We start from the raw sequence: 15181 nt of genomic DNA on the forward strand, positions 1-15181 counted from the left end.
CCGTGACTCCTGACCAGATCGAGAGCGCCGTCGCCGCCGCGATGCCCCAGGCCATCGAGGAGCTCAAGCGGCTCGCCGCCATTCCCTCCGTGGCCTTCCCGGGACACCCCGAGGAGCCGATCCTCGCCGCCGCGGCGGTGACGGAGGAGCTCGTCCGCTCGGCGGGCCTGCCGCACGTCCAGCAGGTCGCCGTCGAGGGCAGCTTCCCCGCGATCTACGGCGAGGCCCCCGCCCCTCCCGGCGCGCCCACGGTCCTGCTCTACGCGCACTACGACGTGCAGCCGGCCGGCGACCTGGCCGCCTGGCGCACGCCGCCGTTCGAGCCCACCCTGATCGACGGCAAGCTGTACGGCCGTGGCTGCGCGGACGACAAGTCGGGCATCATCTCCCACGTCACCGCCCTGCGCGCCTTCCAGGGCCGGTTCCCGGTGGGCATCAAGGTCATCATCGAGGGCCAGGAGGAGTACGCGGGCGAGCGCCTGGAGTCCTTCGTCGAGCGCAACCCCGAGCTGCTGCGGGCCGACGCCATCGTGGTCGCCGACACCGGCAACCCGCGCGTCGGCGACCCGGCGGTCACGACGTCGCTGCGCGGCATGGCGGCCTTCACCATCGAGGTGCGCACGCTGCGCGAGGCCGTGCACAGCGGCTCGTTCGGCGGCGCCGCCCCCGACGCGCTGGCCGCCCTGATGCGCATGCTGACCGCGCTGCACGACGAGAACGGCGACATCCGCGTCCCCGGACTGCCGCGCGGGTCCTTCCTCGGCCAGGGGCCGTCGGAGGGGGAGTTCAGGAAGACCGCCGGCGTGGCCGACGGCGTCTCGCTGGTGGGGTCCGGCTCGCTGGCCGACCGGCTGTGGGCGTCGTACGCCATCACCGTCACGGGCCTCGACGTGCCGAGCGTGTCGGGCGCCGTGAACGCGGTCCAGCCCGCGGCGCGGGCCCGGGTGACCGTCCGGGTGCCTCCGTCCGGCGACCCGAAGACCACGGTCAACGCCGTGGTGGAGTTCCTGCGCCAGGTGGCGCCGTGGGGCGTGCAGGTGGCCTTCGGCGACTTCACCGTCGGGTCCGGCTTCCAGGCCGACTCCGGCGGCAAGGCGCGCGCGGCGCTCAACCGGGCGATGGAGCGCGCCTTCGGCCGCCCGCCGCGCGACGTGGGCGCGGGCGGCTCGATCCCGCTGGTGAACACGCTGCTCAAGCAGTACCCGGCGGCCGAGATCCTGCTGTTCGGCGCCGAGGACGAGGACGCCGCCATCCACGCCCCGAACGAGCGGGTCGACCTCGACGAGCTGCGCCGCGTGGCCACCGCCGAGGCGCTGTTCCTTCAGGAGCTGAGCCTGCCGTCGGCGCTCGGCGTCTGAGCCGGAAATCGCGTTGCCCTTCCGGGGCCCGGTTCGCCAGACTGCACGGCGTCACCCGGAGTCCGTCAGGAAGGGCCGCGTATGTTGACCGATGAGCAGGTCGAGTCGTTCGTCGAGGACGGGTTCGTCCGGCTTCCCGGCGCGGTGCCCCGGGAGACGGTCGACCAGTGCCGGGCCGAGCTGTGGGCGGCCAGCGGCTGCGATCCGGACGACCCGTCGAGCTGGACCCAGCCGGTCGTCCGGCTGGGCGGGTTCGCGACCCCGCCGTTCCGCGCCGCGGCCAACACGCCGGTGCTGCACGAGGCGTACGACCGGCTCGTGGGCGCCGGACGGTGGACCGCGCCCATGGGCCTCGGCACCTTCCCGCTGCGCTTCCCCGGCGACAAGGAGCCCGGCGACGACGGATGGCACCTGGAGGCGAGCTTCACCGGCGACGGCGGCGAGTACCGGGTGAACCTGCGCTCGCGCGGCCGGGCCCTCCTCATGCTGTTCCTGTTCTCCGAGGTCGGCCCGGACGACGCCCCCACCCGGGTACGGGTCGGCTCACATCTGGACGTGCCCGCTCTGCTCGCCGATTCCGGGGACGAAGGGCGTGAATGGTTCCCGCTGTGCGGGGAGGCAGTGCCGCTCAGCGAGGGGCGCCGGGAGGTCACCGTCACCGGCTCCGCGGGGGACGTCTACCTGTGCCACCCGTTCCTGATCCACGCCGCGCAGCCGCATCGCGGCAGCGTGCCGCGGTTCATGGCCCAGCCGCCGCTGGTGCCGACCGGCCTGCTCGACCTCACCGGCACCGCGCCGACCCCGGTGGAACGCGCGGTCCTGAAGGGCCTGGACGCGCGGTCCTGAAGGGCCTGAGCGGCTAGCAGGTCGCAGCGGCCCTTGCCTGCCGGAGGGTCGTCAGGCGTGGCGGTCCATCAGGCGGGGGCCCTTCGCCGTGCCGCGGCACACCAGGCGCAGCCCGGTCTCCACCAGGGCCCAGCCCAGCCGCCGTTCCCAGGAGCGGGCGACCGTCCCGCGGCGGGTCACCCGCGTCCGCGGCGTCCATCTCGTCCGCGGCGCCCGGCGGGGGGTTCGGGCCGCGGCGCGCAACTCCTGCCCGCGCACCCGCTCTACAAGTAGGTATAAGTCGGGATACATCCTGCTCTCTCCTCACGTCGTGAACGGGAACCCGTACAGGTGCACGGCGACGTTCTCGCGGCCCTTGGTGTCACCCGCCTCGCCGGCCGCCTTGCCGCGGGCCGTCCACCTCAGGACCACGTCGTCGATCTCCCGCCTGAGGGTGCGCAACTCCTCGGCGGTCAGCGTCAGCAGGAACTCCGAGCCGAAGGAGGAGTCCTGCCAGCTCTCGCTCCAGGCCCACTGAGCGTCGAGGTAGCCGTCGTACATCTCGGCGAGCTGGCGGGCGTGCAGGCGTGAGATCGCCTGGTGGACCACCACGCCCTCCGGGTTGTCGCGGAAGTCGGAGTTGCGGGTGGAGAAGCTCTCCGCGGACGTCCGCCACCAGCGCTCCCGCCCGTCGCCCCGGCCGCCCTCCGCCTCCTCGATGAGGCCGTGCGAGGCCAGTTTGCGCAGGTGGTAGCTGACCAGGGAGACCGCCTCGTCCACCTGCTCGGCGAGCTGCGAGGCCGTCGCGGAGCCGGCCACCTTGAGTGCGCGGTACAGCTTCATGCGCAGCGGGTGGGCCAGCGCCTTGAGGGTGCCGACGTCCTGGACGCGCTGCCGTTCGTGCCCTGCCATGCCTTGACCCTAGATGCGAAAGAAAAATTGCGCAATAAAATTTGTGGACTTCTCTTTTTTGTCCCTCTCGGGGCGTAGAACTGCTTCCGGACCACCGACGAAGGGAGCATGAGGATGAGCGAGGCACCCGAGGGCCGTGCGGCGACGTTCGCGCTGATCCACGGCGGCGGCAGCTCGGCGTGGGACTGGCATCTGGTCGAGGCCGAGCTGCGTGCCCGCGGCCACCGGACGGTGGCCGTCGACCTGCCGATCGAGGACGAGTCCGCCGGCCTGGCCGACTACGCCGACACCGTGGCGCGGGCCGTCGGCGAGGCGGACGAGCTGGTCGTGGTGGCCCACTCGTGGGGCGGTTTCGTCGCGCCGCTGGTCTGCGACCGCCTGCCCGTCAAGCTGCTCGTGCTGGTCACGGCCATGATCCCGGCGCCGGGCGAGCCCCCGGGCGATTGGTGGGCCAACACCGGCTACCGCGGCTCCGAAGACCTGGACACGATCGCCCAGTTCATGCACGACGTCCCCGAGGAGCTGGCCGAGGCGGAGCTGTCCCGGCGGCGTCCGCAGGCGGCGAAGTCGTCCGTCGAGCCGTGGCCGGGCGCGGCGTGGCCGGACGTGCCGACGCGGTTCCTGCTCTGCCGGGACGACCGGTTCTTCCCGCCCGAGTTCATGCGGCGGGTGGTCCGGGAGCGGCTCGGCGTCATGCCCGACGAGATCGGGGGCAGTCACATGGTCATGCTGTCGCGGCCGAAGGAGCTGGCCGAGCGGTTCGAGGCGTATCTCACAGCGTGACTCGGCGCGCCATGGGCTAATCTTTTGTACTGACTGGTCAGTTCAAGAGATGGGGCAATGGTGATCGTCGCCGAGGGCTTGTCGATCGAGGGGGTGCACCCGGCGGTCTCGCTGAAGGCGGGCCCCGGGACGCTCACGGTGGTCGCGGGGCCGGCGGGCAGCGGGCGTACGAGCCTGCTGCTCACGCTGGCCGGGCGGATGAAGCCGGCGACGGGCACGCTCTCCGTCGCCGGGCACGCCAGGCCGCGAGCCATCCGCAAGGTGGCGGCGCTCGCGCTGGTGGACGGCGTGACGGATCTCGACAGAGCGCTGACCGTCAAGGAACACCTGCGCGAGCGCAGGCGCAAGCCGTACCGGGACGTTCTGAAGCGGGCAGGGCTCGCGGCGCCGGACACGACGCCGGTGGGCGAGCTGGACCGCGAGCAGCAGGTGCGCCTCGGCGTCGCCCTGGCCCTGCTGGACGAGCCCGGGGTGATCCTCGCCGACAACGTGGACGCGGGCCTGCCCGACGACCGCGTACGGGAGCTGTGGGACCTCCTGCGCGGCCTCGGCGGCGGCTCCGGCACGGCCGTGGTCGCGAGCTGCGTGCGCCCGCCCGCCCACTACGACCACCTCGTGGAGCTGTGATGAAGGGCATGTTGCGGTCCCGGTTGACCCGGGCTGCGCTGGCGGCGGTGATTGTGCTGCCGCTCCTGTACGCCGGACTGTACCTGTGGTCGTTCTGGGACCCCCAGGGCAACCTGGACCGGGTCCCCGTCGCGCTGGTCATGGAGGACCGCCCGGCCACGGTCGACGGCAGGACCCTGCACGCCGGCCAGGACCTGGCCGACGAGCTGCGCGAGCGAAGGACGTTCGCCTGGCACGAGGCCACGCCCCGGCAGGCGGCCGACGGGGTCGCCGACGGCAGCTACTACCTGTCGCTCACCGTGCCCGCCGACTTCAGCGCCCGCCTGGCCTCCCCCTCCGACGACACGGCGACCCCCACCCCCGCCCAGCTCGGCCTGCGCGTGGACACCGGACGCAGCTACATCGTCGGCAGCATCTCCGACGCGGTCTTCAACGAGGTACGCGCCGCCGCCGAGCGCACGGCCGTCCACGACTACTTCGACAAGGTCTTCGTCTCGATCGGCGACATCCACGACGCCACCACCGAGGCCGCCGACGGCGCCGGCAAGCTGCACGACGGCGCGGTCAAGGCCGGCGACGGCGTCTCCCGGCTCAACTCCGGCCTCGGCACCGCCGAGAACGGCGCCCAGCAGCTCTCCGTCGGCCTGAACAGCGCCAACACCGCCACCGGCAAGCTGCGGGACGGCTCGGCCCAGGTCACCGGCGGCCTCGGCAAGGCGCAGCAGGCCATCGGCGAGCTGCGTGACGGCCTGACCAAGCTCCGCCGCGAGGGCACCTCCGAGCTGCGGAAGGGCACCCGCAAGGCGGCCGACCAGGTCCACACCCAGACGCGCGCGGTCAACCAGCTCGCCGACACGTACGTGCCGGTGCTGAACGAGTGGGGCCCGAAGGTCGCCGACGCCGCCGAGCAGGTGGCCGACGCCGCCGACCGGCTCGCGGACGGCTCCGGCACGGGCACCGGCGCGACCCGCGCGGCGGGCAGCGCCCGCGAGGCCGCCTCCCAGGCCCGGGCCGCCCTCGACCGCCTCGGCGCGGACGCCGACCCCGAGCTGCGCTCCCTCCTGCGTAGCGCGGCCAACACCGCCGAACGCGCCGCCGAGCAGGCCGGCTCGGCGGGCACCGGCGGTTCGGGCGGCGCTTCCGACCTGTCCGCCCAGGCCCGCGAGCTGGCCAGGAACGCCCGGAAGATCGCGGCCGTGGCCCCGCGGATCGGCCCCAAGGTCGACCAGGTCAGGAGCCAGGTGAAGGCCCTGGACGACGGCCTGGCCAAGCTGGCCGCGGGCGCGGCGACCGTGGACGCGAGCCTGGCCAGGGCCGGCACCGGCGCGGGCACCCTCTACCAGGGCGCGGCCAAGCTGCACGACGGCTCGGCCAAGGTCACCGGCGGGCTCGGGCAGCTCGGCGGCGGCCTGGTCAAGCTGGGCGACGGCGCGAGCACCCTGCACGCCGGTGTCGACCGGCTGCACGACGGCGCGGGCCAGGTCGACAAGGGCATGGACCAGCTCGCCAAGGGCTCGAAGGACCTGGCCGGCGGGCTCGGCGACGGCGCGGACAAGATCCCCGACTACGACGCCCGGCAGCGGGCCGCCCGCGCCGACGTGATGAGCGACCCGGTGCGGCTGGCCAAGACTGTCGACAACGAGGTCCCCAACTACGGCACCGGCTTCGCGCCGTTCTTCCTGCCGCTGGCGCTCTGGGTGGGCGCGATGATCACGTTCATGGTGCTCAAGCCGCTGAACCAGCGGCGGCTGGCCGGGACCCAGGGCGGGGTGCGCATCGCGCTGGCGGGCTGGCTGCCCGCGGTGGCGCTGGGCGCGGCCCAGGTCGGGGTGCTGGCGGCGGTGCTGCGGTTCGCGCTCGGCCTGGAGGCGGCGCACTGGCTCGGGGTCATCGGGCTGCTGCTGCTGGCGGCGGCCGCGTTCCTGGCGGTGGTGCAGGCGGTCAACGCGCTGCTCGGGCCGCCCGGCCGGGTGGTGGGGCTGGCGCTGCTGATGCTCCAGCTCACCTCGGCGGCGGGGACGTACCCGATCGAGACCTCGCCCGGGTTCTTCCAGACGATCTCGCCGTGGCTGCCGATGAGCTGGGTCGTCTCGGCGCTGCGCAGGCTGATCAGTGGCGGCGATCTGACCGTGGTGTGGCAGGCTTGCGGCGTGCTGTCCGCATTCCTCGTGCTCGGGCTCGCGCTGACCACCCTCGCGGTGGAGCGGGGCCGCGTCTGGTCCATGAAGCGCCTGCACCCCGAGCTGTCGCTGTGAGCAGGCAGGACACCAGGGCGAAGGTGTTCACGGCGGCGGTCGAGCTGATCGCCGAGCAGGGCTACACGGCCACCACGGTCGACGCGATCGCCGAGCGCGCCGGGGTGGCCAAGGGCACCGTGTTCTACAACTTCGGCAGCAAGGAGGGCCTGTTCTCCGCGCTGCTGGAGCACTCGATCGAGCGGCTGGCGGGCGCGCTGGCCGCCGCCGACACCGGGGAGAGCGGCGTGGCCGCCCTCGACTCGGTCGTGCTCGGCCAGCTGCGCTTCTTCGAGGAGCACGGCCCGTTCGCGCGGGTGCTGCTGGCCGAGATGTGGCGCACCGCCTGGCAGGAGGCGGTGGCGCGGCTGCGCGAGAGCGCGCTCGGCGTGTACGCCGACGTCCTGCGCAGGGCGGCGGCGAGCGGCGAGATCCGGGCCGACCTCGACGTGGAGACGGCGGCGACCGCCCTGTTCGGCATGGTGCTGACGGTCGCCATCGAACGCCGTGCCCTCTACCCCGAGCGGCCGATCGAGCAGACCCACCGGACGCTCGTCGAGCTGCTCCACGGCCGCATCAGGTGAGGCGTCAGCGCACCGGCAGGTCGTAGACGCGGCGCACGCTGCTGCCCAGCTTGCCCACGTCGGCGCCGTAGACGTGCAGCGACACCCCGACCTCGTCGCTGGTGTTGCGGACCATGTGGATGTCGCCGGGAGGGGCGAACCCGCTGACCTCGCCCGGCCGGTTGTCGGCGCGGCCGATCTCCACCAGGTGGTCGCCCATGTCGCGGTAGAGGGTCTCGTGTTCGATGCCGCTGAGGATGCCGAACGTGCACCACGAGACGTGGTCGTGGATCACCGTGTACTGGCCGGGACGCCACACGACGGCCACGATCGAGAACTCGTCCTGGGCGTGCAGCAGGTGGGAGGTGTAGCGGTCGGGCGTGCCGAGGCGTTCCTCGGGGGTGAGGACGTCCATCCCGGGCAGCCGGTCGCGCAGCAGGTCGGCGACGGCGAACGCGGTCTCGCGGGCGGCGGGTTCCCTGGCCACGATCTCGGAGATGCCGGACACCAGCACGTCGAGCCCTGGCCTGGTGGTGGTCGCGACCATGTTCACGGTGCCTCCCTAGGGAAAATGTGGCAATTTGTCCTCTCTCTCTACGGTGACCCAAGTCAATCGATAGGTCCAACAGAAGTCTTCTGGCCCATTGATAGATACGATTGATGAATGCTCGACGTCGCCCGGCTCCGCGTCCTCGTCGCGGTGGCCCGCAAGGGGTCGCTCACCGCGGCCGCCAAGGAGCTCCGCTACTCCCAGCCGTCCATCAGCCACCACCTGTCCCGGCTGGAGGCCGAGACCGGCGCCAAGCTCGTCCAGCGGGTGGGCCGCGGCATCCGGCTGACGGAGGCGGGCCGGCTGCTCGCCGACCGCGCCGCCGACATCATCGGCCGGATCGACGCCACGGCCGAGGAACTGGCCGCCCACGTGGGGCTGCGCGAGGGGCGCGTCCGGCTGGCCGCCTTCCCGTCGGCGCTCGGCACGTTCATCCCGTCCGCCGTGCGCCGCCTGTCGGCCGCCCATCCTGGGCTGCGCATGCAGCTCACCGAGACCGAACCCCCCGAGGCCCTCAGGCTGCTGCGCGCCGGCCGGGTCGACGTCGCGGTCATGTTCCGGTACGACGACACCGCCCCCGAGGACGCCGGCCTGCACCTGATCCACCTCTTCGACGACCCCAGCTACCTGGTCTCCTCCGGGCCCGGCGGCGAGCTGGCCGACCACGCCGGCTCCCCCTGGATCGCCGGCTGCGACCGCTGCCGCAGCCACCTGCTCGACATCTGCGCGAAGGCCGGTTTCGAGCCTCGCATCTCCTTCACCAGCGACGACATCGTGGCCGTGCAGGCGCTCGTGGCGGCCGGCATGGGCCTGACCGTGCTGCCCGGCCTCGCGCTCGCCGCCCACCGCAACCCCGACGTCGAGGCGACCCGGGTGCCCGGTTCCACCAGGCACGTCTACGCCGCCGTCTACGGCGACCCGCCCCACCCGCCGGCCACCGGCGCCCTGCTCGAAGCGCTCGCCGAGAGCCTTCCACCCGCCGGGGAAAACCGTTGACGGCGTCCCTACCATGAACACATGCCGGACATCACCCATCTCGCACTCTTCTGCGCAGCCACGCTCGGGCTGCTGCTGGTCCCCGGACCGGCGGTCCTCTACATCGTCGCCCGGAGCGTCTCCCAGGGCCGGTCGGCCGGGTTCGTCTCCGTGCTGGGCGTGCACTCCGGCTCGCTGGTCCACATCGGCGCGGCGGCCCTCGGCATCAGCTCGCTGATCGCGGCCTCGGCGACCGCGTTCACGGTCGTCAAGTACGTGGGCGTGGCGTACCTGCTCTGGCTCGGCCTGCGCAAGCTGATGAAGCGCGGCGGCGAGGCCGAGGAGGTCGTCGAGCTGAAGGTGCAGTCCAGGCGGCGGCTGTTCTGGGAGGGGTTCGTGGTCAACGTGCTCAACCCGAAGACGGCCGTGTTCTTCCTGACCTTCCTGCCGCTGTTCACCGACCCGTCGGCGGGGCCGGTGGGGCCGCAGATCCTCCTGCTCGGCGCGTTGTGGCTGGTGCTGGGGATGGCCAGCGACGGCATGTACGCGCTGCTGTCGTCCACGCTGGCCGGGCGGCTGCGCGGGTCCGTACGGGCGCGGCGGCGGCTGGACGTGGGCAGCGGCCTGGTGTACCTCGGGCTGGCCGCGTGGCTCACAACCGAGAAGGCATGACAAGCCAGGAAATTTTGCGCCCATGATGCGATAGTGAGATCAATCGGGGGACGAAAAGCCGGGACGTAGCAGCTAGGCGGACCCATGGACGCGCCACCGCACCGCCTCGGCCTCGAACGAGTCGTCGAGGTCTACTCGGGTCACGACGACGTGGTCGGCGTGACCGGAACCGGTCATGTGATCGGCCCGGAGCTCGTGCTGACCTCGTCCCTGGTGGTGGACCCCGGCGCGCCCTGCCAGGTACGCCCGCCGTGGTCGTCCCGGTGGGCGGCGGCCGAGCAGGTCTGGCGCGGGCACGGCGCGGCGCTACTGCGGGTGCCCGGACCGCCGTGGGCCGACGTGCCCGGCATCGGGCACGTCCGGTGGGCCGCCCTGGCCGGGGACCGGATCCCGTGCCTGGCCATGGGGTTCCCGAGAGCGCTGCGGCGGTCGGGGTTCCGGGACGTCCAGGTGCTGTCCGGACTGGCCGCCGCGCCCACGGGCCCGGCCTCGCGGACGCTCTCCATGGACGTGCCCGGCCCCTCGCCGTCCACGGAGGTGCGGGCGGGCCTGGCCGGGGCCGCGCTGCTGGCCGAGCCCGCCGGGCAGGTCGCCGCCGTCGTTCTCGCCTCGGCCGCCGGGCACGCCGGGACGCGGCTCGACGCGGTGCCCGTCGGCGTGCTGCTGGGCGACGACCGGTTCCGCGAGCTCACCGGGACGCCGCCGGGCCCGCTGGAGAGCGTTTCCGCCGGTGACGGGCGGATTGTCCTGTCCGGGCTGCTGCTGCCGGCGCGGGAGCCGTTGCCGTCCGACTGCCCCGACTGGCGGCTGCTGCTGCCGCGGCACGCCGTGGTGCCGTACGCGGGGCGGGGCGGGCAGCTCGCGGCCCTGCGCGCCTGGGCCGCGGAACCGGCCGCGCTGTCGGTCGCGGTGGTGACCGGGCGGAGCGGCACGGGCCGTGCCCGGCTGGCCGGGGAGTTGTGCGAGGAGCTGCGGGAAGCGGGCTGGGACGCCGGTCTCCTGGCCTTGGACGCCGCGCTCGCCGCCCTGTCCGGGCCCGAGGCGGTGCCGCTGGAGGCGGTGCGGCCCTCGCTGGTCGTCGTGGAGTCGCCGGAGCCGTCCGCTCCGCTGGTGGGCGAGCTGGTACGGCGGCTGGCCACACACGGGCACAACCCTCGCGTACGGGTGCTGTTGCAGGCCCGCGAGCCCGGCGACGCGGAGTGGTGGCGGCGGCTGGACACGGCGGCGGGCGGCTGGCTGCGCCGGCTCAACACCACGACCGTGCAGCTCAACCAGCACCCGCTCACCCTGAACGAGCGCACCGAGCACGCGTTCACCGCCATGAAGGCGTTCGCGCCGAGCCGGGCCGCGCTCCCCCCGCCCCCGCGCCTGGACGACCCCGAGTACGGCCTGCCGCTCCGTGTCCACCTGGCGGCCCTGCTGCGGCTGCGCGACGGTGAGACGGAGGTCCTGCCCGCGCCCGCCGCCCCGGGCACCCTGCCGGGCGGCGGCATCGGCGCCCCGCCCTACCGCACGGCGCCGGAGCCCGGCCCGGCGCCCTGGAACGCCTTCCGTCCCGGCGGCCGGGGCGGGACCCGGACGCGCCCGGTGGCCACCTCCGGCGAGGAGCTGCTCAGCCGCTTCCTCGACCGCGAGCGCGACCAGTGGGCCACCGTCTGGCCCACCGGCCGCGAACAGGTGGACGGGACCACCGCCCGGCAGGCCGTCGCCCTGCTCACGCTCACCGCCCCCACCCCCGCCGAGCTGCCCGGCCTGCTGTCGGCCGTGCCCGCCCTGCACGGCGATCCCCACGCCACGGCGGTCGTCGCCGACTGGCTGGGACGCGTCTTCCCCGGCGTGGACCGGCTGTGCCCGCTCGGGCCCGACCTGGTGGCCGAGCAGGCGCTCGCCGAGACCGAGGACCTGGACGCGCTGGTCCTGGCCGTGCACGACCACGAGCGGCGCTCGCCGGGGCATCTGGTGCGCCTGCTCGACGTGCTCAGCCAGGGCGCGGGACGGGCGGAGGTCGGGCGGGCGCTGCGGGTGCTGGTGACGTCCAGGATCGGGGCGCTGGTCGCCGAGGCGGCGGCGAACCCCGCCACCCGGCTCGGCGACCTCCTCAACGCCGCGCTCACGCTGCTGCCCGCCGACCGCGCGACGATCGCGGCTGTGGCGGCGCCGCCCGACGAGTCGCGGGCCGGGTCGCCGCTCGGGCTGCGGGCCCTTGAGGTGACGCTGGCCGAGCTGGCCGTACGGCATTTCCGGGAGGGTGGCAGGCGGACCGCGCTGGCGGGTGCGCTGTCCCGGCTGTCGGCCCGGCTGGCGGCCGTCGGACGGGTGGGCGAGGCGGTGGCGGCCGCCGCCGAGGCCGTCGAGATCTTCGCCGCCGCTCCCCCGTACGAGGAGGCGGCCGGTCAGGCGGAGGCGCTGTTCGTCCTGGGCTCGTGCCTGCTGCTCGCGGGCGAGCCCGGCGGCGCGCTCAGGCCCGCGCAGGAGGCGGCCACCCGGTTCCGCATCCTGGCCGAGGACGACCCCCGGTACGCGGCACGGGCGGCTCGGGCGTACCACAACCTGGCGTGCGCGCTGCTGGGCTCGGGACGGACCGCCGAGGCGGTGCAGGCGTTCGCGGCGGCGGGCGGGGACGGCGAGGTCGCCGCCGCCCTGACAGGCGTCCTCGCACTGCACACCTCCCCCATGGACACGCCCACCCCCGGCGTCGTCAGGCGGGTCCCCGCGCCGGTCCCGCCGCTCGCCTTCGCCGGGGCCGGTTCCGGGGCCCTGCCCGAGTTGGCCGCCTGCCTCGTCGTGGCGGCCACGGCCGCCGTGGCGGGCGTGGCGCCGACCGATCGGGACCTGGCTCAGCGGCTGTGCCTGCTGGCCGCGTGGCTCGGCGAGCACGGCAGGGCGGCCGAGGCCGTCGCCCCCGCCGCCGAGGCCGTCGTACGGCTGCGCGGCCTGGCGGGCGAGGAGCCGGAGCTGCGGCGGCTGCTGGCCGAGGCCGCGGGCCTGCTGGCCGGGCTCCACCGCGACCTGCACGACCCCGACCAGGCCGAGCGGTTCGCCGCCGAGGCGGTGCGGAGCCTGCGCGCGCTGGTCGCGCTCGAACCCGACGAGCACCGCCCGGCCCTGGCCGCCCAGCTCCTGGACCTGGGCGAACTGCTGCTGGCCGACGGCCGCCCGCGCGAGGCGCTCGACCCGCTCCAGGACGCCGTGATCGTCGCCTTCCCGCTGACCGGGCGGCACGCGGCCGCGAAGGCCCGCTCCAGGCACCTGCTGGGCCTCTGCCTGGCCGAGCTCGGCCGCCCCGCCGACGCCCGTGCCCACATGGAGGCAGCGGCCGGGCTGTACGAGGTTCTGAGCGCAGATGACCCGTCCTACCGGCGGCATCGGGAGGAGGTCCGGGCCTGGCGGGAGTCGGTGGACGACCCGGCCGCCGCCGCCGGGGCGGACGAGCAACCCTGGATGCTGACCCTGATCACCGCGCCGCCCGACGTGGCCAGAGCCGAACGGCACCTCACCGCAGTGGAGGGCGCGGAGGGCGCGGACGGGCCGCAGGCCGAGGGCAGCTTCGTGGTGCGGCAGGAGCTGGCCAGGCTGCTCGTCCTGGAGATCGTCGCGCTGGACCGCACCGGCCGCCCGGACGCCGCGGACGCCGAGGCGGAACGGCTGGTCGCGCTGTGCGAGGGCCTGGTGGCCGAGCGCCTGGAGTCGCCGGTCGCGCTGGCGGGCGCGCTGCGCCTGCACGCGGGCCTCCGCCTGTCGCGCGGGAACGGGGCGGGAGCGCTCCAATCGGTCACCCGGGCCCTGGACATCCTCGCGCCCGAGCCACCCGAGCGCACCCGCCTGCTCACCGCCACCTGCCTGGAGCTCAGCGGCCTGTGCCACGCCGACCTGAACGAACGCGACCTCGCCGCCGCCGAACTGGCCAAGGGCGTCGCCCTGACGGCCGAGGAGGGCCCGCTCACCCGCGACCTGACCGGCGTGCACGTGCGGGCCCTGGCCCGCCTGGCCAGGCTGCGCGTGACCGGGCACGGCCCGTCCGCCGGCACCGACCTGTACGCGCAGCTTCTCCGAGTACGTCCGCTGCCCCGCGCCGACGCGCTCACGACGGTCGTGGACGAGCTGTCCGCCCACCTGCGCGCGTCCACCGCCAGGACGGCCGCCAGGCTGCTGCCGCAGCTCACGGCGTTCGCCGAGGCGTTGGAGCACGAGGCTCCGGTCAGCGAGAACCCGCTGCTGCACGAACGGTTCGGCCGCTGCCTGATGCTGAGCGGCGGAACGGCGGCCCCGGCCGTACGCGTCCACAAGAGCCTGGCCGCGTTCGACCCCCGCCACCGGCGCTCCCTGGGCCTGGCGCTGGCCGCGCTCGGCGACGCCGGCCTGGCCACCCTGGAGCAGGCCGTCGACCTGCTGTCCGAGGACGGGAGGGCGCTGGCCGAGACGCTGAACAGGTACGCGGTCAAGCTGATGGAGGCCGGTCGGGCGGTGGAGGCGCTGGCCCACGCCGAACGCGCCGCCGATCTCTGCGACGAGCTGGACGACCCCGCCGTCGCCGCCGTCACGTACGCCCAGCTCGGCGCGGCCCTGGCCGCCCTGGACCGCCCGCAGGCCGCGCTGGAGGCGGTGACCTGGTCGCTGGCCGAGCAGGAACGCGGCGGCGAGGCCGGGCTGCTCGGCGTGCGCGCGCAGGCGATCCAGGTGCGCGGGCAGGTGCTGCGCGCGTCCGGCCGGACGCAGGAGGCGCTGGCCCACCTGGTGGAGGCCATGCGGCTCCACGTCCGGCTCGCGCGGCCCGCGGCGGCGGCCGAGGTGGCCGGGACGATCGCCGACGACCTGCTGGCCGCCGGACGTCCCCAGGAGGCCGCCGAGTACGCCAGGATCGCCGTCACCGGCCATCCGCCCCGCACGATCCGGCGCGCCCTCGCCACCCAGCGCCTGGTCAGGTGCCACATGATGCTGGGCGAGGCGCGGGAGGCCGGCGCGCTGGCCGAGGAGCTGATCCGGCTGGCCAGGCGGTCGCCGGGCAACCTGACGTACCGGGCGATCCTGGCCGATTCGCTGGCGCAGAGCTCGGAGCTGCTGCCTCTGCTGCGTCCCGGCGCGGCGGCGGAGGCCGAGGAACGGGCCCGCGAGGCCATCGCGATCTACGACGAGCTGCTGACCACGGGCATGAACGCGGAGGCGCTGCACGTCAGCCGGGCGGGCGCCGGGCTGACGCTGGCCGCCGCGCTCCGGCTGCGCGAGCAGCCGGAGGAGGCGGTGGGGCCGCTGCGCGAGGCCGTCGCCGCGCTCGAACGCCACGCCCCCGCCAACCCCCTGCTCGGCGGCATCCTGTCGCGCGCGCTGCTCATGCTGGGCGACGCCCTGACGGAGTCGGGGCGGGCGCTGGAGGCGAGCCTGGTCTTCCACCGCGGCACCCTGCTCATCGACGACGAGCCGGCCGCCGCCGTCGCCCACGCCCGGCTCGGCTTCTGCCACCAGGAGCTGGGCAGGGACGACGCGGCCGACACCGCGCTGCGGGTCGCGCACGGCCTGCTGCGCGGCCTGCTGACCCCCGGCGACGGCGAGCACGGCCTGAACGGCGTGAACGGCGAGCTCACCGACCTGCTCCGCGACGTGCTGCGCGGCCGGTTGCGGCTGCTGGAGAAGTCCGGCAGGCGCGAGGAGGCGGCCCGGCTGGAGGCCGAGCTACGCGCGACCTAA

General features: G+C 74.7%; 12 protein-coding genes. 9 read left to right on the forward strand and 3 right to left on the reverse strand.

What is annotated here, in order from left to right:
- The first annotated feature begins 2 nt into the window (after window positions 1-2).
- Both ACIHAD_RS02435 and ACIHAD_RS02440 read left to right on the forward strand, forming a co-directional pair.
- A complete protein-coding gene (locus tag ACIHAD_RS02435; RefSeq protein ID WP_397352531.1) occupies window positions 3-1358 on the forward strand; it encodes a M20/M25/M40 family metallo-hydrolase in 1356 nt (451 codons plus the stop codon).
- Window positions 1359-1439: 81 nt separating this feature from the next.
- A complete protein-coding gene (locus ACIHAD_RS02440) occupies window positions 1440-2204 on the forward strand; it encodes a phytanoyl-CoA dioxygenase family protein (RefSeq protein ID WP_397352532.1) in 765 nt (254 codons plus the stop codon).
- 51 nt (window positions 2205-2255) lie between these two features.
- Here ACIHAD_RS02440 and ACIHAD_RS02445 read toward each other — a convergent pair whose 3' ends face one another.
- Together ACIHAD_RS02445 and ACIHAD_RS02450 are read right to left on the reverse strand one after the other, a co-directional pair.
- Complete coding sequence (locus tag ACIHAD_RS02445) at window positions 2256-2495, reverse strand: hypothetical protein (RefSeq protein ID WP_397352533.1); 240 nt, start codon at window positions 2493-2495, stop codon at window positions 2256-2258.
- Window positions 2496-2507: 12 nt separating this feature from the next.
- Window positions 2508-3095, reverse strand: coding sequence for a helix-turn-helix domain-containing protein (locus tag ACIHAD_RS02450; protein WP_397352535.1), 588 nt, complete (start codon window positions 3093-3095; stop codon window positions 2508-2510).
- 114 nt (window positions 3096-3209) lie between these two features.
- Between ACIHAD_RS02450 and ACIHAD_RS02455 the strand changes: the two genes are divergently transcribed.
- The 4 genes from ACIHAD_RS02455 to ACIHAD_RS02470 are packed head-to-tail and all read left to right on the forward strand — an operon-like array spanning window position 3210 to window position 7323.
- The gene (locus ACIHAD_RS02455; RefSeq protein WP_397352536.1) at window positions 3210-3878 is read left to right on the forward strand and encodes an alpha/beta fold hydrolase; all 669 of its coding nucleotides are present in this window, start codon (window positions 3210-3212) and stop codon (window positions 3876-3878) included.
- 57 nt (window positions 3879-3935) lie between these two features.
- Window positions 3936-4505 carry an ATP-binding cassette domain-containing protein gene (locus ACIHAD_RS02460; RefSeq protein WP_397352537.1) on the forward strand — a complete coding sequence of 190 codons (570 nt, stop codon included), beginning with the start codon at window positions 3936-3938 and terminating at the stop codon, window positions 4503-4505.
- An 8-nt stretch (window positions 4506-4513) separates the two neighbouring features.
- Window positions 4514-6760: a YhgE/Pip family protein gene (locus tag ACIHAD_RS02465; protein ID WP_397353026.1), complete on the forward strand. Its 2247-nt coding sequence runs from the start codon at window positions 4514-4516 to the stop codon at window positions 6758-6760.
- Entirely contained in the window at window positions 6757-7323 is a 567-nt protein-coding gene (locus ACIHAD_RS02470) for a TetR/AcrR family transcriptional regulator (RefSeq protein ID WP_397352538.1), read from the forward strand. The genes ACIHAD_RS02465 and ACIHAD_RS02470 overlap by 4 nt, the downstream gene beginning before the upstream one ends.
- Window positions 7324-7327: 4 nt before the next feature.
- Here ACIHAD_RS02470 and ACIHAD_RS02475 read toward each other — a convergent pair whose 3' ends face one another.
- Window positions 7328-7849 carry a cysteine dioxygenase gene (locus ACIHAD_RS02475; RefSeq protein WP_397353027.1) on the reverse strand — a complete coding sequence of 174 codons (522 nt, stop codon included), beginning with the start codon at window positions 7847-7849 and terminating at the stop codon, window positions 7328-7330.
- A 117-nt stretch (window positions 7850-7966) separates the two neighbouring features.
- Here ACIHAD_RS02475 and ACIHAD_RS02480 point away from each other — a divergent pair, with 117 nt between their 5' ends.
- From ACIHAD_RS02480 to ACIHAD_RS02490, 3 genes are all read left to right on the forward strand, one after another.
- The gene (locus tag ACIHAD_RS02480; protein WP_397352539.1) at window positions 7967-8848 is read left to right on the forward strand and encodes a LysR family transcriptional regulator; all 882 of its coding nucleotides are present in this window, start codon (window positions 7967-7969) and stop codon (window positions 8846-8848) included.
- Window positions 8849-8869: 21 nt separating this feature from the next.
- Window positions 8870-9499: a LysE family translocator gene (locus ACIHAD_RS02485; protein WP_397352540.1), complete on the forward strand. Its 630-nt coding sequence runs from the start codon at window positions 8870-8872 to the stop codon at window positions 9497-9499.
- An 84-nt stretch (window positions 9500-9583) separates the two neighbouring features.
- A complete protein-coding gene (locus ACIHAD_RS02490; RefSeq protein ID WP_397352542.1) occupies window positions 9584-15181 on the forward strand; it encodes a hypothetical protein in 5598 nt (1865 codons plus the stop codon).

Source organism: Nonomuraea sp. NPDC052265 (assembly GCF_044547985.1).
GTDB lineage: Bacteria > Actinomycetota > Actinomycetes > Streptosporangiales > Streptosporangiaceae > Nonomuraea.